23 protein-coding genes, 1 tRNA gene and 2 pseudogenes are annotated in these 23,786 nt (G+C 38.2%); 22 read left to right on the top strand and 4 right to left on the bottom strand.

Annotated features, from left to right (window positions below; all coding sequences use genetic code 11):
• The first annotated feature begins 3 nt into the window (after positions 1 to 3).
• Entirely contained in the window at positions 4 to 339 is a 336-nt protein-coding gene (locus HMPREF9425_RS00945) for a DUF6568 family protein (protein ID WP_037621262.1), read from the top strand.
• A gap of 65 nt (positions 340 to 404) precedes the next feature.
• Positions 405 to 821: pseudogene (locus HMPREF9425_RS10130) on the top strand (acyl-CoA thioesterase).
• Here HMPREF9425_RS10130 and HMPREF9425_RS09180 read toward each other — a convergent pair.
• A pseudogene (locus tag HMPREF9425_RS09180) lies at positions 776 to 2,296 on the bottom strand (IS1182 family transposase). The pseudogenes HMPREF9425_RS10130 and HMPREF9425_RS09180 overlap by 46 nt on opposite strands.
• A gap of 110 nt (positions 2,297 to 2,406) precedes the next feature.
• Positions 2,407 to 3,189 carry a protein-ADP-ribose hydrolase gene (locus HMPREF9425_RS00970; protein WP_003095991.1) on the bottom strand — a complete coding sequence of 261 codons (783 nt, stop codon included), beginning with the start codon at positions 3,187 to 3,189 and terminating at the stop codon, positions 2,407 to 2,409.
• A gap of 193 nt (positions 3,190 to 3,382) precedes the next feature.
• Here HMPREF9425_RS00970 and trxA point away from each other — a divergent pair, with 193 nt between their 5' ends.
• The 5 genes from trxA to rsmA all read left to right on the top strand — a co-directional run bounded on the left by trxA (position 3,383) and on the right by rsmA (position 6,588).
• Complete coding sequence (trxA, locus tag HMPREF9425_RS00975) at positions 3,383 to 3,697, top strand: thioredoxin (protein WP_003094631.1); 315 nt, start codon at positions 3,383 to 3,385, stop codon at positions 3,695 to 3,697.
• A 60-nt stretch (positions 3,698 to 3,757) separates the two neighbouring features.
• Positions 3,758 to 4,189 carry a CoA-binding protein gene (locus HMPREF9425_RS00980; protein ID WP_003094764.1) on the top strand — a complete coding sequence of 144 codons (432 nt, stop codon included), beginning with the start codon at positions 3,758 to 3,760 and terminating at the stop codon, positions 4,187 to 4,189.
• A 53-nt stretch (positions 4,190 to 4,242) separates the two neighbouring features.
• Positions 4,243 to 5,019 (top strand): TatD family hydrolase, encoded by a 777-nt coding sequence (locus HMPREF9425_RS00985; protein WP_003093359.1) that lies wholly within the window; start codon positions 4,243 to 4,245, stop codon positions 5,017 to 5,019.
• Positions 5,012 to 5,572 carry a ribonuclease M5 gene (gene rnmV, locus HMPREF9425_RS00990; RefSeq protein WP_003095995.1) on the top strand — a complete coding sequence of 187 codons (561 nt, stop codon included), beginning with the start codon at positions 5,012 to 5,014 and terminating at the stop codon, positions 5,570 to 5,572. Before HMPREF9425_RS00985 ends, rnmV begins: the two co-directional genes overlap by 8 nt.
• 143 nt (positions 5,573 to 5,715) lie before the next feature.
• On the top strand, positions 5,716 to 6,588 hold the full coding sequence (gene rsmA / locus HMPREF9425_RS00995; protein WP_003094503.1) for a 16S rRNA (adenine(1518)-N(6)/adenine(1519)-N(6))-dimethyltransferase RsmA: 873 nt from the start codon (positions 5,716 to 5,718) through the stop codon (positions 6,586 to 6,588).
• Between the two features lie 38 nt (positions 6,589 to 6,626).
• Here the strand turns inward: rsmA and HMPREF9425_RS01000 are convergent.
• Positions 6,627 to 6,710: transfer RNA gene (locus HMPREF9425_RS01000), tRNA-Leu, on the bottom strand.
• Positions 6,711 to 6,845: 135 nt separating this feature from the next.
• Between HMPREF9425_RS01000 and rsgA the strand changes: the two genes are divergently transcribed.
• The 15 genes from rsgA (at position 6,846) to HMPREF9425_RS10625 (ending at position 21,898) form a co-directional block, all read left to right on the top strand.
• Positions 6,846 to 7,718, top strand: a complete 873-nt coding sequence (gene rsgA / locus HMPREF9425_RS01005; protein WP_003095999.1) for a ribosome small subunit-dependent GTPase A — start codon at positions 6,846 to 6,848, stop codon at positions 7,716 to 7,718.
• A gap of 7 nt (positions 7,719 to 7,725) precedes the next feature.
• On the top strand, positions 7,726 to 8,385 hold the full coding sequence (rpe, locus tag HMPREF9425_RS01010) for a ribulose-phosphate 3-epimerase (RefSeq protein ID WP_002884311.1): 660 nt from the start codon (positions 7,726 to 7,728) through the stop codon (positions 8,383 to 8,385).
• Positions 8,378 to 9,010: a thiamine diphosphokinase gene (locus HMPREF9425_RS01015; RefSeq protein ID WP_003093307.1), complete on the top strand. Its 633-nt coding sequence runs from the start codon at positions 8,378 to 8,380 to the stop codon at positions 9,008 to 9,010. The genes rpe and HMPREF9425_RS01015 overlap by 8 nt, the downstream gene beginning before the upstream one ends.
• 1 nt (position 9,011) lies before the next feature.
• On the top strand, positions 9,012 to 10,286 hold the full coding sequence (locus HMPREF9425_RS01020) for a DNA recombination protein RmuC (RefSeq protein WP_003094119.1): 1,275 nt from the start codon (positions 9,012 to 9,014) through the stop codon (positions 10,284 to 10,286).
• The gene (locus tag HMPREF9425_RS01025) at positions 10,276 to 11,217 is read left to right on the top strand and encodes a 3'-5' exoribonuclease YhaM family protein (RefSeq protein ID WP_003093709.1); all 942 of its coding nucleotides are present in this window, start codon (positions 10,276 to 10,278) and stop codon (positions 11,215 to 11,217) included. Before HMPREF9425_RS01020 ends, HMPREF9425_RS01025 begins: the two co-directional genes overlap by 11 nt.
• A gap of 93 nt (positions 11,218 to 11,310) precedes the next feature.
• Entirely contained in the window at positions 11,311 to 12,135 is an 825-nt protein-coding gene (gene purR / locus HMPREF9425_RS01030; protein WP_003094366.1) for a pur operon repressor, read from the top strand.
• 219 nt (positions 12,136 to 12,354) lie between these two features.
• Positions 12,355 to 12,768 (top strand): 30S ribosomal protein S12, encoded by a 414-nt coding sequence (rpsL, locus tag HMPREF9425_RS01035; RefSeq protein ID WP_002884809.1) that lies wholly within the window; start codon positions 12,355 to 12,357, stop codon positions 12,766 to 12,768.
• A gap of 18 nt (positions 12,769 to 12,786) precedes the next feature.
• Positions 12,787 to 13,257, top strand: a complete 471-nt coding sequence (rpsG, locus tag HMPREF9425_RS01040; RefSeq protein ID WP_002884746.1) for a 30S ribosomal protein S7 — start codon at positions 12,787 to 12,789, stop codon at positions 13,255 to 13,257.
• Between the two features lie 212 nt (positions 13,258 to 13,469).
• Positions 13,470 to 15,551, top strand: coding sequence for an elongation factor G (gene fusA, locus HMPREF9425_RS01045; protein WP_003094680.1), 2,082 nt, complete (start codon positions 13,470 to 13,472; stop codon positions 15,549 to 15,551).
• A gap of 187 nt (positions 15,552 to 15,738) precedes the next feature.
• On the top strand, positions 15,739 to 16,752 hold the full coding sequence (gene gap, locus HMPREF9425_RS01050) for a type I glyceraldehyde-3-phosphate dehydrogenase (RefSeq protein WP_003094404.1): 1,014 nt from the start codon (positions 15,739 to 15,741) through the stop codon (positions 16,750 to 16,752).
• 955 nt (positions 16,753 to 17,707) lie between these two features.
• Complete coding sequence (locus tag HMPREF9425_RS01060; protein ID WP_003093539.1) at positions 17,708 to 18,907, top strand: phosphoglycerate kinase; 1,200 nt, start codon at positions 17,708 to 17,710, stop codon at positions 18,905 to 18,907.
• Between the two features lie 146 nt (positions 18,908 to 19,053).
• Entirely contained in the window at positions 19,054 to 19,557 is a 504-nt protein-coding gene (locus HMPREF9425_RS01065) for an FUSC family protein (protein WP_003093868.1), read from the top strand.
• Positions 19,558 to 19,730: 173 nt separating this feature from the next.
• A complete protein-coding gene (locus HMPREF9425_RS01070; RefSeq protein ID WP_003094812.1) occupies positions 19,731 to 20,105 on the top strand; it encodes a MerR family transcriptional regulator in 375 nt (124 codons plus the stop codon).
• A gap of 48 nt (positions 20,106 to 20,153) precedes the next feature.
• Positions 20,154 to 21,497: a type I glutamate--ammonia ligase gene (gene glnA, locus HMPREF9425_RS01075; protein ID WP_003096012.1), complete on the top strand. Its 1,344-nt coding sequence runs from the start codon at positions 20,154 to 20,156 to the stop codon at positions 21,495 to 21,497.
• Between the two features lie 236 nt (positions 21,498 to 21,733).
• The gene (locus HMPREF9425_RS10625; protein WP_003096015.1) at positions 21,734 to 21,898 is read left to right on the top strand and encodes a hypothetical protein; all 165 of its coding nucleotides are present in this window, start codon (positions 21,734 to 21,736) and stop codon (positions 21,896 to 21,898) included.
• A gap of 205 nt (positions 21,899 to 22,103) precedes the next feature.
• On the opposite strand, the gene rnjA is transcribed toward HMPREF9425_RS10625, so the two are convergent.
• Positions 22,104 to 23,786 (bottom strand): ribonuclease J1, encoded by a 1,683-nt coding sequence (rnjA, locus tag HMPREF9425_RS01085; protein ID WP_003093738.1) that lies wholly within the window; start codon positions 23,784 to 23,786, stop codon positions 22,104 to 22,106.

Here is a 23,786-nt window from a genome sequence, read left to right on the forward strand (position 1 = left end):
ATTATGTCAATTTTTGCATCGGCTTTTACGCCCATTTCTGTCTCTTTGGCTAAGGAGAATATTGCTTCAGCTGAAAAATTTATTTTGTTTATTGGTCGTTCTTCGTGTCCGTATTGTCAGCGTTTTGAGCCTAAATTATCAAATGTTGCTCGTAAATCTGAATTTAATATTTTTTATATTAATAGTGAAAATAGTGATGAACTGGGAGAGATTCAGGCTTTACGTAAACGCTATGGTATTGCGACTGTACCTGCACTGTTTGTTTCAGAAAAAGGTGCTGCGAAGGTTGTTTGTGACTCTTCGCTCTCTGAGGAAGACATTTTGGATTTTATTTCTTAAGTTATTTTTTGGAGGTTCTTATGTTTATTTCTAAACAAGAGGTCCAGTATTATGTAACAGATTGAATGGGCATTACTCATTATTCAATTATGTTCGATGGATGGAAGAGGCTAGAACTTTTTTTCTGAGGAGGGAATTATTTCTCCTGTTATTTCTATGCGAACACTGGATTTTGAGTCCAGCGAGTCTGCCAATTCCGCCACTCCGGCAAAGTATAACCGGGTTAGCTGGTTTCGAGCCAACGCATTCGTGTTAATATAAAGCTACAACGACTTTCTTAGATCAGATTTCTATAGAAATTTCTGTAAAAAGTGTTAAATCTGCTAAACTTTTTTCTGTATAGAATGCTAAATCAAGATGGTGTTCTAGTTTGTACAGGTCTTTCAGAACATAGTTTTTTGTCGAAAGAAGGTAGTTTTGTTAATCTAAAAAATGATTACCCTGCATTCTTTAAATTTTTGAAAGAACAATCAATTTTATAATAAAAAAGAAAATCAATTTTGATTTTCTGAGAATGAAGACAAACATCGTTTTTGATGTTTGTCTTTTTTATATTCTTACCTAATTCTCCTATAATCCAATAATATTGAGATATTTGGGTATAATTATAGGTCTTCCCTGCTATCATTTTTACCAATTTTTTGATATTTAGACATGCTAAAGTAAGCGCAACCTTATCTTCCATTTTGGACTTTCCTTTTTTCTGGTATAACGTAAGTTATGATATTCTTTAGCTGTTCTGAATAACCGTTCTATCGTTTCTTTACGGTGTTGATACCGTTCTTTCATACCACTTTGATGGCGAATATCTTCACAGACTTCCAAGGCATCTTTCCAAATGTGACGCACAACAACTTTTTGGTGCTGGCGACTTTCTGTACAAATCGCTAACAAGGGACAGGTCTTACAAATTTTAGGATTGCTTTTATATTCTCTATAGCCTTCACGTGTAGTTGTACGATAAGATAATACCTAATTCTCTGGACAAAGATAATAATAAAAATGCTCGTCATAGACAAAGTCTTTTGGACGTAAAAAATTTTTCTTACCTCTTGGTCTAGTGTAAGGGAAAACTGGTGTAATTCCTTTTTCTAGAAGAAACTTGGCAATACTAGGTGTTTTATAGCTTGAATCCGCAATAATGAATTCAGGTGAGAAGGCTTCTAGTTTGGCAAAAAGGCCAGGGAAGCCCTGACTATCATGGATATTTCCTGATTCAACTGTATAAGTCAAGGCCCAACCATGTTTATCACAAGCTACCTGAGTATTATAAGCGAAGACTTCCTTATGTTCCCTCCTTATGAAACAAACCACTGTCTGGGTTCGTCGTTGATTGTTTCTTAGGTTTAGCCTCGCCTTTTTTTGCGGGCTTTAAGAACTTTTTTACGTGTTTTCTCCTATCTAAATTAATTTCAGTCTCCAGTTGTTCACTCATGAATTTAGCTTTTTGATCAACAACAGTTTTGTAGTTATGATTATTAGCAGTTGCCTTGATATGAGTCCCATCAATGAAGATTTCTGAGGGATCAATGAGCCCTGCTTCCAAAACATGATGAAGCACATGACTAAAAATGTGTGCTAAAACTTCTTTGTTTTGAAAGCGTCGGCTATAGTTCTTACCGTAAGTTGTAAAATGTGGTACCTTATCGTCCAGAGATAAGCCAAGAAATCATCGGTAAGCCGTATTCACCTCAATATTTTTGATGGTTTGGCGCATAGAACGAATGCCATAAAAACATTGAATCAACGGAATTTTAACTAATAAAACAGGGTCTAGACTAGGGCGACCATTATCCGAGGAATAACTATCTTCGACAAGATCATAAATAAAAGAAAAATCAATCGTTTCCTCTACTTTTCTTAGAAAATGGTCTTTAGGCACAAGTTCATCAAGCGTATAGAATCCTACTTGATGTCGATTGTATTCAGGGGGGTGTGAAACGTAGGAGCACCTCACCAAATACCTTTTTCTTTTATTATACTCCTTCAAAGCAAGAAAAATCCCCAGAAGTATAACTTCTGAGGACTTTGTCTTCAATCTGAAAAAATCAATTTTGATTTTCTTTTTTATTCTGCAAGGAGATCTTGATAAATATTTAAATTTTCATCATCAAAGACGTTAAAAATAACCTTTTTAACAATATCGGAGTAATCAATAAAGGTTTTAACAGTTTTAATTGCGATTTCTGCTGCTTTTTGTTTTGGAAATTTGAAATCACCAGTTGATATACATGGTATGGATATTGATTCTATATTGTTTTTTTCCGCTAGTGCTAATACTGAAAGATACGATTTAACCAAAAGATCTTCATCAATTGGTGTTAGTTGGTTTTCAATTTTTGGACCAACTGTATGTATAACAAAGGCAGAAGGGAGATTATAAGCTGGGGTTATTTTAGCCATTCCTACTGGTTCTTCATATCCTTGTTCTAAGATGAGTTCGAAACAAGCTTGACGTAACTGGACACCTGCATATGTATGAATAGCATTATCAACACAATTATGGAGTGGTTTCATACATCCAAGTAAGGTTTTATTTGCTGCATTTACAATTGCATCTACCTCTAGTCTTGTAATATCACCTTTCCATAGATAGATTCTCTCATCTTGAGGAATAGACTGGAGAGAGTTGAGTTGTACTATTCCTCGTTCACCTTTTCTAACTTGTAGGTAAAGGTCTTGGATGGTCAAGAATTGTGTTGATGCTGCCATTGGTTTACGTGTATTAAAGAGTGCTCTTAGGAGTTTCTGCTTTTCTTCGAGCTCTTCTGGAACAATCAAATCATGTAATTCTAGATTTTCTTTTTTGAGTTCACCTATGAGATAGGTAATCATTGCATCTTTATCCATGTTTACTCTTTTCTATTTTTAGTTTATTTATTATTATACTCTCAAGGTATTCTATGGGCAAGTGATGTCCATGATAGGAAATGACTAATATTTGATAAGAAATTCTTATGTATGTATCAAATTCTTGCAATGGCCTTTAGAATCATATAGAATAGGTCTACAAAAGTTTTATAATATCTAGGAGGATAATTAAATGACACAAGTAGTAACAGATTCTACATTTGAACAAGAAACAGCTGAAGGACTCGTCTTGATTGATTTTTGGGCAACTTGGTGTGGGCCTTGCTTGATGCAAGCACCAATTCTTGAGCAACTTTCTGAAGAGATTTCAGAAGATGAACTAAAGATTGTGAAGCTTGATGTTGATGAGAATCCAGAAACAGCACAAAAATTTGGAATTATGTCTATCCCAACTTTGTTATTCAAAAAAGATGGGGAGGTTGTTAAGCAAGTTGCAGGTGTTCATACAAAAGAACAAATTAAAGCTATCGTTGCTGAGCTTAGCTAAGTAATAATCGCCATCCCATTTAGGGAGAGTTTAGTTTTTTCGAACGATGAGGAGAGTCAAATGTCTTATTCATTTCAAAACCCTAGTGCTGAGGTTATAGAATCTTATTTAAAATCAGCAAAGACTATCGCAATCGTTGGTCTATCTCATCGTAAGGAGGCAGCATCTTATCAAGTTGCGCATTTCCTACAAGCTGCTGGTTATCGTATCATACCAGTAAATCCTAAACTAGAAGGTCAGGAGCTTCTAGGAGAGCATGTTTATGCTTATCTTAAGGACATCCCGTTTTCGGTAGATATTGTTGATGTTTTTAGACGCAGTGAGTATTTACCAGATGTTGCTTATGATTTTCTTGAAACGAAGGACAAAGTTTTTTGGAGTCAAATCGGTCTTGAAAATGAAGAGGCAGAGACTATTCTTCGTCAGGCTAATAGACAGGATATTGTAATGAATCGCTGTACAAAGATAGAATATATGCGACTCTTTGTTTAATAAAATGAAAAGGTGAGTGAGCTAAGCTCGCTCCTTTTTGTTATAATAGACCTATGATTAGAATTTTTGATACACATACCCATCTTAATGTGGATAATTTTGCAGGAAAAGAACAAGAAGAAGTAAATTTTGCAGCTGAACTTGGTGTTGTTAAAATGAATATTGTTGGTTTTGATAAAGCGACAATTAAGAAGTCTTTAGCGCTGTCAGAGCAATACGACCAGCTATATAGTACAATCGGATGGCATCCTACAGAAGCAGGATCATATTCTCAGGAAATTGAGGATATGATTGTGTCACAATTGGGGAATCCGAACGTAGTGGCACTTGGCGAGATTGGTTTGGACTATTATTGGATGGAAGATTCTAAGGAGGTTCAGATTGAGGTCTTTAAGCGTCAAATAGGCTTGTCAAAGGAATATAATTTGCCTTTCGTTGTACACACACGTGACGCACTTGAGGATACCTACGCTGTTATTAAAGAAGTTGGTGTTGGTCCTCGTGGGGGGATTATGCACTCATACTCAGGATCCCTGGAGATGGCTCAAAAATTTGTTGAGCTCGGTATGATGATTTCATTTTCAGGTGTTGTAACTTTTAAGAAGGCTTTGGATGTCCAAGAAGCTGCTCAGTACTTACCTTTAGATAAGATTTTAGTTGAAACAGATGCGCCGTATCTAGCACCTGTGCCAAAACGTGGTCGTGAAAATCGTACAGGGTATACACGTTACGTGGTGGATAAGATTGCAGAGCTTCGTGGTTTAACAAGTGAAGAGGTTGCAAGAGTTACTTATGACAATGCGATGAGGATTTTTGGTCTGAATGAGTAAAATAAAAATTCAAGAAGTTATCGTCGTAGAAGGCAAGGATGATACGGCAAATTTGAGACGTTTTTATGAGGTGGATACCTATGAGACTAGGGGTTCTGCTATTAATGAGGATGACTTAGAGCGTATCGATAAGCTTAATAAATTACGAGGAGTGATTGTTTTCACAGATCCAGATTATAATGGAGAACGTATTCGGAAAATCATCATGGAAGCTGTTCCGACAGCAAAGCATGCTTTTTTGAACCGTGGTGAAGCAAGTCCAAAATCTAAGACAAGAGGTCGTTCCTTGGGGGTTGAGCATGCAAATTTTGAAGATATTCAGAAGGCACTGGCTGGAGTTCTAGGTAGTTACGATGATGATAATCAGTTTGATATCAGTAAATCAGATCTCATGAAGTTAGGACTTTTAATGGGATCGGATAGCCGTAAACGTCGAGAATATTTGGGGGAAGCGTTTCGCATTGGTTATTGCAATGGAAAGCAGCTTTTAAAACGTTTGGAATTGTTTGGAATTACTTTAGAAGAACTTGAAGAGGTCATGGAGAAATACTAGGGTTATTAGTGCTCTTAGAAATTAAGAAGTTGCTAAAGTTGCTGCTAAATAGTTTCTTTTAGCAGTTAAGATAATTAAGAATCTGATTTAATTTTGAATTAAAGTAACAAGAATCCTGATATTAAAATAAGAAAAGAGAATAAATGAGAATTGCAGATTATAGCGTGACCAAGGCTGTCCTTGAACGTCATGGTTTTACCTTTAAGAAGTCTTTTGGACAGAACTTCTTAACAGATACAAATATTTTACAAAAGATTGTTGATACGGCCGAGATTGACAAAAATGTCAATGTTATCGAAATTGGGCCTGGTATTGGAGCATTAACAGAATTTTTAGCTGAAAATGCTGCGGAAGTTATGGCATTTGAAATTGATGAGCGATTGGTTCCGATTTTGGAAGATACTCTGCGTGATCATGATAATGTTAAAGTGATTAATGAAGACGTTCTCAAGGCAGATTTACAGACACGTGTCAAAGAATTTGAAAATCCAAATCTACCAATCAAGGTTGTAGCCAATCTACCATACTATATTACGACACCAATTTTAATGCATTTGATTGAGAGTAAGATTCCTTTTGAAGAATTTGTTGTTATGATGCAAAAAGAAGTTGCAGATCGTATTTCTGCTGAGCCCAATACAAAGGCCTATGGTTCGTTATCCATCGCTGTGCAATATTATATGACTGCTAAGGTGGCATTCGTTGTCCCTCGTACAGTTTTTGTGCCAGCACCTAATGTTGACTCGGCTATTTTGAAGATGACACGCCGTAAGCAACCTTTAGTTGAAGTTAAAGACGAAGATTTCTTTTTCCGTGTATCAAAGGCTAGTTTTGTGCATCGTCGCAAGACGCTTTGGAATAATCTGACAAGTCATTTTGGTAAGTCTGAAGAAGTTAAAAACAAGCTTGAGCAGGCTTTGGAAAATGCAACTATAAAACCTTCTATTCGCGGAGAGGCGCTGTCTATTTCTGATTTTGCACGTCTATCAGATGCTTTGAGAGAAGCTGGTCTATAATTCAAAAATCCCACTGAATGTCAGTGGGATTTTAGCTATGCGGAGAAAGGGAGTTGAACCCTCACGCTTGAAAAAAGCACATGCGCCTGAAGCATGCGTGTCTGCCATTCCACCACCTCCGCAGTGATAGGATTATTATACTGCAAATTAGTAAAAATTCAAGGAGTTCAAAGGAATTGTGTTCCGTGCTTGTTTTGGGTCAGAAATGCTTGTAGTTTTGTGGTATAATAGGGCTATTAAACGGATGAGGAGTTCACTTGCAAGGAAGAATTATCAAAGCACTAGCAGGTTTCTATTATGTAGAGCATGATGGTGTTGTTTACCAGACGCGTGCACGAGGAAATTTTAGAAAAAAAGGGCAAACACCTTATGTTGGAGATTTTGTTGAATTTTCGGCAGAGGAAAATTCAGAGGGGTATATCCTTGAAATCGGTCAACGAATCAATAGTCTAGTGCGTCCGCCCATTGTCAATATCGATCAGGCTGTGGTTATTATGTCTGCTAAGGAACCAGATTTTAACAGTAATCTTTTGGATCGTTTTTTGGTTTTACTAGAGCATAAACATATAAAACCTGTAATCTATATTTCTAAGATGGATTTGGTTGAAGATGATTCGGAGATGAAGACTATTCAAACACAGTATCAACGAATTGGTTTTGATTTTGTCTTTAGTTTGGAAGAACTATTGTCTCTCTTGGCTGATAAAGTCACAGTCTTCATGGGGCAGACAGGTGTTGGAAAATCAACCTTGTTGAACCGTATTGCCCCAGAGTTGAAGTTGGAAACAGGTGAGATTTCAGACAGTTTAGGTCGTGGACGTCATACTACAAGGGCTGTAAGTCTTTATGATGTTCATGGAGGGAAGATTGCTGATACACCAGGATTCTCTTCGCTAGATTATGAAGTGGATAATGCCGAGGACTTGAGTGAAGCTTTTTCAGAAATCCGTCAAGCTAGTCATGGCTGTAAATTCCGTTCTTGTACTCATACCCATGAGCCTTTTTGTGCTGTTAAGGATGAGGTTGAAGATGGCCAAATATGGCAAGTCCGTTATGATAATTACCTTCAATTTTTAAGTGAAATTGAAAACCGTCGTGAAACATATAAAAAAACTGTAAAAAGAAAGTAGGTCTCTCATGTCTTATAAAATTGCTCCGTCTATCCTAGCTGCTGACTATGCTAATTTTGCTTCAGAACTAGCTCGTATTGATGCATCAGGTGCGGAATATGTTCACATTGATATTATGGATGGTCAATTTGTTCCTAATATCAGTTGGGGAGCAGATGTGGTCGCTAGCATGCGTAAACATAGCAAGTTAGTTTTTGATTGCCACCTTATGGTTGTTGATCCTGAGCGTTATGTGGATGCCTATGCACAAGCTGGTGCAGATATCATGACCATTCATGTTGAAGCTACTAAACATATTCATGGTGCCCTCCAGAAAATCAAAGCTGCTGGTATGAAAGCAGGTGTTGTGATTAATCCTGGAACCCCAGTTGAGGCACTTATTCCTGTACTTGATTTAGTGGATCAAGTACTTATCATGACTGTAAATCCAGGTTTTGGTGGTCAGGCGTTCATTCCAGAAATGATGTCTAAAGTAGAGCGTGTTGTGGAGCTTCGTGAAAAAGGTGGCTATTCATTCGATATTGAAGTTGATGGTGGTGTAGATAATAATACTATTGCAGCGTGTGCCAAGGCGGGAGCTAATGTTTTTGTAGCAGGCTCTTACCTCTTCAAAAATCCTGATTTGACAGCGCAAGTTCAAACGCTTCGTGATGCTATCGATGCCTAAAATAGCTTTATTTGTCGGTGGTGAGCTAGAGTGGTTCACTACCGATTTTGATTATTTTGTTGGGGTGGATCGCGCGTGCTTACGTTTGTTGGAGTTAGGTTTACCTATTGATTTGGCTGTCGGAGACTTTGATTCAGTATCTCGGTCAGAGTTAGAGATGATTCAATCAGCTGCCAAAGATTGTATGATTGCTCCAGCTGAAAAGGATGATACGGATACAGAGTTAGCTCTAAAAATTATATTTCAATTATATCCTGAGGCGGAAGTAACTATTTTCGGTGCTTTTGGTGGCAGAATTGATCATATGTTATCAAATATATTTTTGGTCAGCGATCTTGAATTAGCTCCTTTTATGAGGTGTATCTGTTTGCGAGATAAGCAAAATAAGATTACTTATTATCCAGAAGGAAGTCATAAAGTTTTACCAGAACCCGGAATGACATATGTTTCTTTTTTACATGAAGGTGATGGAAAACTGATGATTTTGGGAGCAAAATACGAATTAACTAATATGAATTATTTCCAGAAGAAAATCTATTCTAGCAATGAATTCGTTGATGGTCCAATTCAAGTGATTGTGCCAAATGGATATGTGATTGTCATCCAGACTAAAGATAGGAGTTAGTATGATTTATCTACTTACACTTTTAACTTTATTAAGCTTGGGGATTCTTATTTCTCTTTTCTTGAAGAATATGGAGTTAAAAGAACAGATTAATAAGAGTTTGGAAGAAAATGCAGATAATCTTTCAGATCAAGTTTCGTTTCAATTGGAAAGTTTTGCTAAGACAAACCAATTGGAAACGACAAAGCAATTGAACCAATTGCAGATGGAACTATATCAACAGTTGACAGATATCCGAGAGGTTTTACATCAAAATTTGTCTGATAATCGAGACCGTTCTGACCAACGCCTTGAGCAAATAAACCAAAGCTTAACCAAAGCTGTTAAAGATATGCAGGATTCCAATGAGAAACGTTTGGAACAAATACGTCAGACAGTTGAAGAGAAACTTGAGCAAACCTTACAAACACGTTTACAAGCCTCTTTTGAGACGGTTTCAAGACAATTAGAGTCGGTTAACCAGGGCTTGGGGGAAATGAAAAATGTAGCCAAGGATGTTGGAAGTCTTAACAAGGTCCTTTCAAATACAAAAACACGAGGTATTTTGGGTGAGCTTCAATTAGGACAAATTATTGAAGATATATTGACTGTTAATCAGTACGAGCGAGAATTTCCTACGGTGTCAGGTTCAAGTGAACGAGTTGAATATGCAATCAAAATGCCAGGAAACCATAAAGATGAATATATCTACCTTCCCATTGATTCTAAGTTTCCTTTGGAAGATTACTATCGTCTGGAAGATGCTTATGAATCTGGTAATAAAGAGGAAATTGAGAATCACCGTAAGTCACTTTTGACTAGTATTAAGCGATTTGCAAAGGATATTAACAAGAAGTATCTTAACCCACCTGAAACCACAAATTTTGGCATATTGTTTTTGCCGACGGAAGGACTTTATGCTGAGGTAGTACGCCAACCAGCCTTCTTTGATGCCCTTCGTCGCGAGGAGAATATTGTTATCGCAGGTCCGTCAACCTTATCAGCACTTTTAAATTCATTGTCTGTAGGATTTAGAACTTTGAATATTCAAAAGAATGCGGATGATATTAGTAAAATTTTAGGCAACGTCAAACTAGAGTTTGGCAGGTTTGGAGATATGTTAGCTAAAGCTCAGAAACAATTGAATACAGCAAGTAAAACAGTCGATAGTCTTCTTAACACAAGGAGTAGGGCAATTGTTAGAGCTCTTGATACAATTGAAACCTATCAAGACAGTGCGACACAAAGTTTGTTGGATTTACCACGATTAGAAAACGAGGACAAGCATGAAGATTAATCAAATGAAAAAAGACGAGTATTTTGAAGGCTTTTATCTGATTAAGTGTGCAGAGGTACGTAAGACAAGAGCGGGAAAGGACTATATTGCCTTTACCTTCCAGGATGATTCCGGTGAGATTTCAGGAAATTTATGGGACGCTCAGCCATATAATGTTGAAGAATTTACTGCTGGTAAGGTAGTTCATATGGAAGGACGCCGAGAGGTTTATAATAATACTCCTCAGGTCAATCAAATTACCTTGCGACTCCCTTCATTTGGTGAGCCAAATGATCCAGCTGATTTCAAAGAGAAACCACCAGTAAATCCTTCCGAAGTACGTGAATACCTAGAGCAAATGATTTTCAAGATTGAGGAAGCAACTTGGCAGCGTGTTGTTCGTGCCCTTTATCGTAAGTATAATAAAGAGTTTTTCACTTTTCCAGCTGCTAAAACAAATCACCATGCTTTTGAAAGTGGACTAGCCTATCATACAGCTACTATGGTTCGCCTAGCGGATAGCATTGGAGATATTTATCCAGAGCTCAATAAGAGTCTACTCTTTGCCGGAATTATGCTTCATGATTTAGCTAAGGTCATTGAACTTACTGGTCCTGAACATACTGAGTATACGGTTCGTGGAAACTTGATTGGTCATATTGCTTTGATTGATGAAGAAATCACCAAAGTTCTTGTTGAGCTGAATATTGATGATACGCGTGAGGATGTCGTTGTTTTGCGTCATGTCATTCTCAGCCATCACGGACAACTAGAGTACGGTAGTCCAGTGCGCCCCCGTATTATGGAGGCAGAGATTATTCATATGATTGATAATCTTGATGCCAGTATGATGATGATGACGACAGCCCTTAACCTAGTAGGACCAGGAGAAATGACAAATCGTCTCTTTGCTATGGATAATCGTTCCTTCTACAAGCCAAAATTTGATTGAAATCGAAATTAAGTGAGCATTTCATATGAAAATGTTCGTTTTTTGCTGTATTATGGTATAATAGTTAAAAAGTACAGAAAATATAGGTAACATATGAAATTAAAACGAAGTGAGCGTATGGTAGTGATTTCAAACTACCTGATTAATAATCCTTATCAATTGACAAGCCTCAACACCTTTGCAGAGCGTTATGAAGCTGCAAAGTCTTCAATCTCAGAAGATGTTGCTATCATTAAAAAAGCTTTTGAGGAAAGTCAAATAGGAGAAATCGAAACAGTAACTGGTGCATCTGGCGGTGTTATGTTTACACCGACTATTTCTGATGAAGATGCGAGAAGTCTGGTTGAAGATCTTTGTAAGCGTCTTTCCGAGAGTGATCGTATCTTACCAGGTGGTTATCTCTACCTATCTGATTTATTGAGTACACCGTCTATTTTGAAAAATGTTGGTCGTATCATTGCCAGCGCCTTTAAAGGACAAAAAATTGATGCTGTTATGACTGTTGCAACTAAAGGAGTTCCTTTAGCAAATGCAGTAGCAGATGTCTTGAACATTCCATTTGTTATTGTTCGTCGTGACCTGAAAATTACAGAAGGTTCAACCGTATCGGTAAACTACGTTAGTGGTTCAAGTGATCGTATTGAAAAAATGTTCCTTTCAAAACGCAGTTTGAAACCTAATAGCCGCGTCCTTATTGTTGATGATTTTCTTAAAGGTGGTGGTACCATTACGGGTATGATTAGCTTGCTTTCAGAATTTGATAGTGAGTTAGTAGGTGTAGCTGTATTTGCAGAAAATGCTAAAGGCGATCGTGATATCCATGAATATAAATCATTACTTACTGTTTCTGACATCGATGTAAAAGCACAAAAAGTAGAAGTTGAAGTAGGTAATATTTTCGATAAATCAAAAGCTTAAAACGTAATTCCTAATTTGATGATTAGGAATTTTTCTTTTTAACAAGAAAGTCTTGACAATAATTATCAAAAAATGATACTATATTAGACGGTACTTTTTACTTTTGGTCTCTCAAAAGTGTACAGAGACGTGCTGACATAAGTTGCAAAAGTACACACAGATATGGGCTGTCACCAAGTGCCATATCAACCAAAAATAAAAAAACACAGGAGAATGTAGATGCCTACAATTAACCAATTGGTTCGTAAACCACGTCAATCAAAAGTTGTTAAATCTAAATCACCAGCTTTGAACGTTGGTTACAACAGCCACAAAAAAGTTCAAACTAACGTATCTTCACCACAAAAACGTGGTGTTGCAACACGTGTTGGAACAATGACACCTAAAAAACCTAACTCAGCCCTTCGTAAATTCGCTCGTGTACGTTTGAGCAACCTTATCGAAGTTACTGCTTACATCCCAGGTATCGGACACAACCTCCAAGAACACAGCGTTGTTCTTATCCGTGGTGGACGTGTAAAAGACCTTCCAGGGGTACGTTACCACATCGTCCGTGGTGCACTTGATACTGCAGGTGTAGCTGATCGTAAACAAAGCCGTTCTAAATACGGTGCTAAACGTCCTAAAGGATAAGAAGGGAGATAAGATAAAATGAGTCGTAAGAATAGAGCGCCTAAACGCGAAGTATTGGCAGATCCATTGTACAATTCAAAAATCGTTACACGTCTTATCAACCGTGTAATGCTTGACGGTAAACGTGGTACTGCTGCAACAATCGTATACGATGCTTTCGAGCAAATCAAAGAAGCAACTGGAAACGATGCTCTTGAAGTATTTGAAACAGCTATGGACAACATCATGCCTGTACTTGAAGTACGTGCACGTCGTGTCGGTGGTTCAAACTACCAAGTCCCAGTTGAAGTTCGTCCAGAACGTCGTACAACTCTTGGTCTTCGTTGGTTGGTTAACGCATCACGTGCGCGTGGTGAACACACTATGAAAGATCGTCTTGCAAAAGAAATCATGGATGCTGCAAACAACACTGGTGCATCAGTTAAGAAACGTGAAGATACTCACAAAATGGCTGAAGCAAACCGTGCCTTTGCACACTTCCGCTGGTAATCATAAGTTTCAAGCTGAATTACAGTCATATATTCATAAGCTAAGATTATGGATTTGTAATAGGCTGACTCTGAATTCAAATAATATAATTCATATCATTTGAAAACCAGTTAAATATTAGTGAAAAAACGGGTAGGTCCTGCCTATCCGTTTTTTGACAATAATGTTATAATAAATAAGTAAACTAAAATATTTATAGGAGAATAAACCTAATGGCACGCGAATTTTCACTTGCAAAAACTCGTAATATCGGTATCATGGCCCACGTCGATGCCGGTAAAACAACTACAACAGAGCGTATCCTTTACTACACTGGTAAAATTCACAAGATCGGTGAAACTCACGAAGGTGCATCACAAATGGACTGGATGGAGCAAGAGCAAGAACGTGGTATCACAATCACTTCTGCCGCTACAACAGCACAATGGAATGGCCACCGTGTTAACATCATCGATACACCAGGGCACGTGGACTTCACTATCGAAGTACAGCGTTCACTCCGTGTATTGGATGGTGCGGTAACCGTTCTTGACTCACAATCAGGTGTAGAACCTCAAACTGAAACAGTTTGGCGTCAAGCAACTGAGTATGGTGTTCCACGTATCGTATTTGCCAACAAAATGGATAAAATCGGTGCAGACTTCCTTTACTCAGTAAGCACACTTCACGATCGTCTTCAAGCAAACGCACACCCAATCCAATTGCCAATCGGTGCTGAAGATGATTTCCGTGGTATCATTGACTTGATTAAAATGAAAGCTGAAATCTATACTAATGACCTTGGTACAGATATTCTTGAAGAAGATATTCCAGCTGATTACGTTGATCAAGCAAACGAATACCGTGAAAAATTGATCGAAGCAGTTGCTGAAACTGACGAAGATTTGATGATGAAATACCTTGAAGGTGAAGAAATCACTAACGAGGAATTGAAAGCAGCTATCCGTCGTGCAACAATCAACGTTGAATTCTTCCCAGTTCTTTGTGGTTCTGCCTTCAAGAACAAAGGTGTTCAATTGATGCTTGATGCGGTTATCGATTACCTTCCAAGCCCACTTGATATCCCTGCAATTAAAGGTATCAACCCAGATACAGACGAAGAAGAAACTCGTCCAGCATCTGATGATGAGCCATTTGCAGCTCTTGCCTTCAAGATCATGACTGACCCATTTGTAGGTCGTTTGACATTTATCCGTGTTTACTCAGGTATCCTTCAATCAGGTTCATACGTAATGAACACATCTAAAGGTAAACGTGAACGTATCGGACGTATCCTTCAAATGCACGCTAACAGCCGTCAAGAAATTGAACAAGTATACGCTGGTGATATCGCCGCTGCTATCGGTTTGAAAGATACTACAACTGGTGATTCATTGACTGATGAAAAAGCTAAAGTTATTCTTGAGTCAATCGAAGTTCCAGAACCAGTTATCCAATTGATGGTTGAGCCTAAGACTAAAGCTGACCAAGATAAGATGGGTATTGGTCTTCAAAAACTTGCTGAAGAAGATCCAACATTCCGTGTTGAAACTAACCCTGAAACTGGTGAAACAGTTATCTCTGGTATGGGTGAACTTCACCTTGATGTCCTTGTTGACCGTTTGAAACGTGAACACAAAGTTGAAGCAAACGTAGGTGCTCCACAAGTATCATACCGTGAAACATTCCGTGCAGCTACACAAGCACGTGGATTCTTCAAACGTCAATCTGGTGGTAAAGGTCAGTTTGGTGATGTTTGGATTGAATTTACTCCAAATGAAGAAGGTAAAGGTTTCGAATTCGAAAATGCTATCGTCGGTGGTGTGGTTCCACGTGAATTCATCCCTGCAGTAGAAAAAGGATTGGAAGAATCTATGGCTAACGGTGTCCTTGCTGGATACCCAATGGTTGACATCAAAGCTAAACTTTATGATGGTTCATACCACGATGTCGATTCATCTGAAACAGCCTTCAAGATTGCTGCATCTCTTGCACTTAAAGAAGCTGCTAAGACTGCACAACCAACTATTCTTGAGCCAATGATGCTTGTAACTATCACTGTTCCAGAAGAGAACCTTGGTGATGTTATGGGTCACGTTACTGCTCGTCGTGGACGTGTTGATGGTATGGAAGCACACGGTAACAGCCAAATCGTTCGTGCCTATGTACCACTTGCTGAAATGTTCGGTTATGCAACAACACTTCGTTCTGCAACTCAAGGACGTGGTACATTCATGATGGTATTCGACCACTATGAAGATGTTCCTAAATCAGTTCAAGAAGAAATCATCAAGAAAAATTCTGGTGAAGCTTAATTAGAAGTTTTTAAGTTAAGGTGCTTATGAAAGTAAGTGCCTTTTTCTATTTGCATTTTCCTGAAAAAAATTATATAATAGGGATGTTAAAAGGTTAAATGAAAGCGCTCAAGTTAATCTTTTCACAATAGGGAGAGCTTGCTCTCAAAATTATATTTATTTGATTTTCATAAGGAGGAAATCACTAATGGTAGTTAAAGTTGGTATTAACGGTTTCGGTCGTATCGGTCGTCTTGCTTTCCGTCGTATCCAAAACGTAGAAGGTGTTGAAGTTACTCGCATCAATGACCTTACAGATCCTACAATGCTTGCACATTTGTTGAAATATGACACAACTCAAGGTCGTTTCAACGGAACTGTTGAAGTAAAAGAAGGTGGATTTGAAGTTAACGGTAAATTCGTTAAGGTTTCTGCTGAACGTGACCCAGAACAAATTGACTGGGCTAACGACGGTGTAGAAATCGTTCTTGAAGCAACTGGTTTCTTTGCAACTAAAGCAGCTGCTGAAAAACACTTGCACGCTAATGGTGGTGCTAAGAAAGTTGTTATCACTGCTCCTGGTGGAAACGATGTTAAAACAATCGTATTTAACACTAACCACGATATCCTTGACGGTACTGAAACAGTTATCTCAGGTGCTTCATGTACTACAAACTGCTTGGCACCAATGGCTAAAGCATTGCAAGATAACTTTGGTGTTAAACAAGGTTTGATGACTACTATCCACGCTTACACTGGAGACCAAATGATCCTTGATGGACCACACCGTAAAGGTGATTTGCGTCGTGCTCGTGCTGGTGCTGCTAACATCGTTCCTAATTCAACTGGTGCTGCTAAAGCTATTGGTTTGGTTATCCCTGAATTGAACGGTAAACTTGACGGTGCTGCTCAACGTGTTCCAATTCCAACAGGTTCTGTAACTGAATTGGTTTCAGTCCTTAACAAAGAAGTAACTGTTGATGAAGTTAACGCAGCAATGAAAGCAGCTGCTAACGAATCTTACGGTTACACTGAAGATCCAATCGTATCTTCTGACGTTGTTGGTATGTCATTCGGTTCATTGTTTGACGCAACTCAAACTAAAGTTCAAACTGTTGATGGACATCAATTGGTTAAAACTGTTGCTTGGTATGATAACGAAATGTCATACACTTCACAACTTGTACGTACTCTTGAATACTTCGCGAAAATCGCTAAATAATTCAATTGTATAGGAAGAAGAGCTTCGGCTCTTTTTTTATTTTCCAAAATAATAAAACAGTCGCATAAATAGGCTGTTATAATCTCAGTAGGATTGTGATTTATGAATAAGCTAGAAGGTATTCCAAATAAGTAGAAAGGGCATGACACAACTCCAGGAGTTCTTATTATGTTTTTGTATAGCTAGCATACCATAAATAAGTATAAAAACGGTAAGTGATTCAAATAGGGTATAGACATCAAAAAAATGTTTCCATGGATAAGGAGGCAAAAAATCGCACAAGTTATTGCTCCACTATCTAACCAAGAGTAAGGAGATGGAAAATGTATACCTATCTTTTCAGCGATAACTGCATAGTTAAAGCCTTCCCAGAATCCCCAAATAAGACAGATGAATAGGTATGCCAAGATATTACTAGGAAATGATTGGCTCATTACTTCTTTTGTTAATTGTATTGATTGAAGAGGTAGATAGGAATGAATCTGATGAGTAATTCCTTTAAATATGATAAGTGGTAGGGCTACAAGAAGAGATTGAAAAAGGATGATAACTAAATTTTTGGTGATTAATCCAAAGTGTCTGAAAGATTCTTTGCAATAAAGCATAACAGTGCTGGTTCCTAAGCCTGCGATGGCAAATTGACAACTAGCTAATAAGATTAATCGAAGCCATAGCGGTACTGATATTTGGTTAGTGTATGAAAAAAGAGTTGGTTTAAGAGTAAGAAAGAGGAGCAGAGGAACAAGGGTAAGAATAAGGATTACATTTAGATCCTGGTCAGCTTGTTTCTGCTTCGTGTTTAGCTGTTTTTCATGGATATTCGACCTTTCTATTTAGATTATATGCTAAATGCCTTATATTAGTAATAAGCTAGAAATCCTTCTGATTTTGCTATCTCTTTTATGCATTTTGTGATATAATGAAAACGTATTAAAAAATTAAGGAGTCTGATCAAATGGCTAAATTGACTGTTAAAGATGTTGACTTGAAAGGGAAAAAAGTTCTCGTTCGTGTTGACTTCAACGTACCTGTAAAAGATGGCGTGATCACTAACGACAACCGTATCACTGCTGCCCTTCCGACTATCAAGTACATTCTTGAACAAGGTGGACGTGCAATTCTCTTCTCTCACCTTGGACGTGTAAAAGAAGAAGCTGATAAAGAAGGCAAATCACTTGCTCCTGTAGCTGCTGACTTGGCTGCTAAATTGGGTCAAGACGTTAAATTTATCCCAGGTGTTACACGTGGTGCTGAATTGGAAGCAGCTGTCAACGCTCTTGAAGATGGACAAGTTCTCTTGGTTGAAAACACTCGTTTTGAAGATGTTGATGGCAAGAAAGAATCTAAAAATGATCCTGAACTTGGTAAATACTGGGCATCACTTGGGGATGGTATCTTCGTAAACGATGCATTTGGTACAGCTCACCGTGCACACGCATCTAACGTTGGTATCTCAGCAAACGTTGACAAAGCTGTTGCTGGTTTCCTTCTTGAAAATGAAATTGCTTACATCAAAGAAGCAGTTGAAACTCCAGAACGTCCATTCGTAGCTATCCTTGGTGGTTCTAAAGTATCTGATAAGATTGGTGTTATCGAAAACCTTCTTGCAAAAGCTGATAAAGTTCTTATCGGTGGTGGTATGACTTACACATTCTACAAAGCACAAGGTATCGAAATCGGTAACTCACTTGTAGAAGAAGATAAACTTGATGTTGCTAAAGCTCTTCTTGAAAAATCAAACGGTAAATTGATCTTGCCAGTTGACTCAAAAGAAGCTAATGCATTTGCTGACTACACTGAAGTGAAAGACACTGAAGGTGAAGCAGTAGACCCAGGTTTCCTTGGCTTGGATATCGGTCCTAAATCAATTGCTGAATTCGATAAAGCCTTGACTGGTGCGAAAACAGTTGTATGGAATGGTCCTATGGGTGTATTTGAAAACCCTGACTTCCAAGCTGGTACAATCGGTGTGATGGACGCTATCGTAAAACAACCAGGCGTTAAATCAATCATCGGTGGTGGTGACTCAGCTGCCGCAGCAATCAACCTTGGACGTGCAGATAAATTCTCATGGATCTCTACTGGTGGTGGAGCTTCTATGGAACTTCTTGAAGGTAAAGAACTCCCAGGACTTGCAGCTTTGACTGAAAAATAATTTTTAGTAAATTAAGAACGTTCTGTAAGGCGTTCTTTTTTGTTGAATTGAAGACTATTCAATTGTAAGATGTAAAATATCAACATTCTTTTTTAATTATACAGTGAAATATCCCAAAAGCCAGTCAATCATGGTAAAATAGTAGAATGGGATTGAAATTTGAATCAAAAAAATTTAAGTTTGGTATGCGTACACTAAAGACCGGGATAGCCGTTTTTCTTGTTTTAGGCTTGTTCTCTGCTTTAGGCTGGGAAGGGCTTCAGATTGGTTGTTTAACTGCTGTTTTTAGTTTGCGTGAGAATTTTGACCGTAGTGTTCAATTTGGAAAGTCACGTATTTTTGCGAATACAGTTGGAGGTCTTTTATCGCTTTTATTCTATTTTGTGAATATGTGGTTTGACAATTCAGTTTGGGTGACTTTGCTATTGGTCCCTATTTTAACAATGTTGACTATTGTCATTAATGTGTCCTTTAATAATGCTTCTGGAGTTATTGGAGGAGTGGCTGCGCTTCTCATTATTACTTTGTCTATTCCACCTGATAATACCTTCACCTATGTGATAGCCAGAGTATTTGAAACGTTTTGCGGAGTGTTTATTGCAATCCTTGTTAATTATGATTATGATTGGTTACTTAAACATTTAAAATAAGAATAATAGAGTTCTTTTGAGCTCTTTTTTTATGGTTTTTAAAATAAAATCCTTGAATATAAGGTAATAAGCAATACAATGTTCGGAATTTTCTTATTGTGTAAGAAAAAGTAACATTATCTGTTGACATGTAGTAACATTCAGAATATAATTGTTAGGAAAGGAGGATGATCATGGCAAGAGAAAAAGAACTAAGACGTTCTTTGGCTGTTTTTCCGATTGGCACAGTTATGAAGTTAACGGATTTAACTGCTCGTCAAATTCGTTACTATGAAGATCAGGGGTTGATTCAACCTGAACGTACAGCTGGAAATCGTCGTATGTACTCATTAAATGATATGGATAGTTTATTGGAAATCAAAGATTTTTTGAATGACGGTTACAATATTGCAGCAATTAAGCATGAGTATGAGGAACGTAAAGTTCGTGCGCAACAAAAACAAGTAGCTTTAACTGATGCGGACGTTCGACGTATCTTGCATGATGAACTCCTTCAGCAAGGCCGTTTTACGACCCCATCACAACGATTTGGTAACTTGCGTATTTAATTACGCTTTGAACTTTTATTTTTGGTTTTTATAAAGGAGACCCCTATTATGGCAATCACAACAGCTGATATTCGTCGCGAAGTCAAAGAGAAGAATGTTACTTTTTTGCGTTTAATGTTCTCTGACATCCTTGGTGTTATGAAGAATGTTGAAATTCCTGCGACAGATGAACAGTTGGATAAGGTACTTTCAAATAAAGCTATGTTTGATGGTTCATCAATCGAAGGTTTTGTTCGTATCAATGAATCTGATATGTATCTTTACCCAGACCTTGATACTTGGACAGTCTTCCCTTGGGGTGATGAAAATGGGGCAGTCGCTGGTCTTATTTGTGATATCTATACTTCGGCAGGTGAACCATTTGCAGGAGACCCACGTGGTAACTTGAAAAAAGCTTTGCGTCATATGGAAGAAGTTGGTTATAAATCATTTAATCTTGGACCAGAGCCAGAATTTTTCCTTTTCAAATTAGATGAACAAGGTAATCCTACGCTTGAAGTTAACGATAAAGGTGGTTATTTTGACCTTGCACCAACTGACCTTGCCGACAACACACGTCGTGAAATTGTTAATGTGTTGACAGAAATGGGATTTGAAGTTGAAGCATCTCACCATGAGGTTGCGGTTGGACAACACGAAATCGATTTTAAATATGCTGATGTTTTAAAAGCTTGTGATAATATTCAAATGTTTAAGCTAGTTGTTAAGACAATTGCTCGTAAACATGGTCTCTATGCTACATTTATGGCGAAACCTAAATACGGTATTGCTGGTAGTGGTATGCACTGTAACATGTCTCTCTTCACTGATGAAGGAAATGCTTTCTTCGATCCAGAAGATCCACGTGGTATGCAATTATCTCAAGATGCCTATTACTTCCTTGGTGGATTGATGAAACATGCCTATAACTATACTGCCATTATTAATCCAACGGTTAACTCTTATAAACGTTTGGTACCAGGTTACGAAGCACCTGTATATATTGCATGGGCAGGTAGCAACCGTTCACCATTGATTCGCGTCCCTGCTTCTCGTGGTATGGGTACACGTTTGGAATTGCGTTCAGTAGACCCAATGGCAAACCCATACTTGGCACTTGCTGTTCTTTTGGAAGCAGGTCTTGATGGTATTCTTAACAAGATTGAAGCACCAGATCCAGTTGAAACAAACATCTATTCAATGTCTCCAGAAGAACGTAAAGAGGCTGGTATCATTGATTTGCCATCAACACTACGTAATGCTCTTAAAGCATTGGAAACGGATGAAGTGGTTCGTCAAGCATTGGGTAATCATATCTATACAAACTTCCTTGATGCGAAACGTATGGAATGGGCAAGCTACGCTACTTTCGTTTCACAATGGGAAATTGATAACTACTTAGATCTGTATTAATAAAATAATTTGAAGATCAGGGTTACCTGGTTTTCTTTTTGTTTAAAAAGGAGTTTATTAAGTTCTTGGATAGATTACGTACCTCTAACAGATTTGTTTACTTTTGTCATATTTCTTTTTTCTCTATTAATTACATAAAAATATCAAGATGTTAAACTAATTTTATATCAATCTTATTCAGGGGGAAATATAAAAACAACAAAAGAGCTGCCTTAGCAATAGTCCCAAGTACATTATTGCTCGGTCTTACAGTCGCTCAAACAACTGATGCCGATTCTTATACTGTTCAAAATGAAGACTTGTTCTTCTTAATTACTAGCCAAGGCTATGCTGCTCGTTCGATTGTATGTTGGACTGATGGTGGATATGGATACGTTGGTTATGTTACACAAGCTGGTTAGATTCGAATCTTGAAGTTGAACTATAACAATTAGCAACACATTGATAACTATCATGCTTGGTTTAATTTATAAAATTCAACAACACCAGGGGCGGTATCTTACATTTATCCAGGTGCATAAAAGGAGAAGCAGCGTTTATGGAACTTTTTTACTTACTGAAGATTTGTATCGGACTAAAAAATGGTAGCTGTTAGGCTACCATTTTTTAGTTATCAGGTGTGAGAATCATTGGAATGATGATTGGCTCACGTTCTGTTTTTTCATATAGGAATGGTCGTAATGCATTGACGATAGCTCCGTTAACGGATTGAATGCTGGCGTCTTTATTTTTAAGAGCAATACGAATTGCGTTGAATAGAATGCGTTGGCTATCACGAATAAGATCACCAGATTCACGCATATAGATAAAGCCACGACTGAGAATATCTGGACCAGCTAGAATCATCTTAGACTTGAAATCAACAGTTGCGACAGCAAGGACGACCCCGTCTTCAGAAAGATCACGACGGTCACGAAGAACGGCCGCCCCGATATCACCGATACCATTACCATCGACATAGATGTCTTGAGCATTGAAATGACCTGCACGACGAGCAGAATCTTTTGTTAGGGCTAGGACATCACCATTTTCCATGATAAAGATATTATCTTTTGGAACACCACAATCAACAGCGAGACCTGCGTGGACTTTCTGCATGCGGTATTCACCGTGAACAGGCATGAAGAATTTTGGTTTGATCAAACGAAGCATGAGTTTTTGCTCTTGTTGACCACCGTGTCCAGAGGTATGGATATTGTTGATTTTACCGTGGATAACATCGACGCCAGCTTCTTGAATAGTATTAATCAAGCGGTTAACGCTGGTTGTATTTCCTGGGATAGGGCTAGATGAGAAAATAACAGTGTCACCAGGTTGCAGTGTCACTTGGCGGTGCATCCCGTTAGCGATACGTGCAAGGGCTGCCATAGGCTCTCCTTGAGAACCAGTACACATGATAAGAATCTCACTGGAATGGTAGTTTTTCATCTCACTAGGGTCAATAATAGTTCCTTTTGGAACCTTGATGTAGCCTAGTTCAACACCATTGACGATGGCTTTTTCCATAGAACGTCCAAAGACAACAATCTTACGACCGGTTTTTACAGCAGCTTCGGCAGCTTGTTGCAGACGGAAAATATTAGAGGCAAATGAGGCGAAGATAATACGTCCGTGAATACCTTCAATAATTTTCATGATGGATTGTCCAACGACCTTCTCGGAATTAGTGAAAGTTGGGACTTCAGCATTGGTTGAGTCTGAGAGGAGGCAAAGAACCCCTTCTTCACCGAGTGCAGCCATACGATGAAGGTCTGCTGGCTCACCTACTGGAGTGAAGTCAAACTTAAAGTCACCGGTACAAACAATTTTACCTTGTGGTGTATGGATGACAATTCCGAGAGGTTCTGGAATTGAGTGAGTTGTGCGGAAGAAGGTCACGCTCATATTTTTGAAAGTAAGCTCTGTATTAGCATTAATTTCATAGAGTTGTGCGTCACGAAGTAGCCCGTGTTCTTCCAATTTTCCTTTGATGAGAGCAAGGGCAAGCGGTCCTGCGTAGATTGGGATGTTTGCCTGCTTAAGAAGGAAGGGAATACCACCAATATGGTCTTCGTGACCGTGAGTAATGACAAGAGCTTTAACACGGTCAACGTTTTCAACGATGTAAGAATAGTCCGGAATGACATAATCGATACCGAGAAGATCATCCTCAGGGAATTTAATACCTGCATCGACGATGATAATCTCATCTTGGTATTCAATACCATAGGTGTTTTTACCGATTTCCCCCAAACCACCAATCGCATAAACCCCAACTTCTTCAGGTTTTAGATTGATTTTTGATGCCAT

The organism is Streptococcus vestibularis ATCC 49124, from assembly GCF_000188295.1.
GTDB lineage: Bacteria > Bacillota > Bacilli > Lactobacillales > Streptococcaceae > Streptococcus > Streptococcus vestibularis.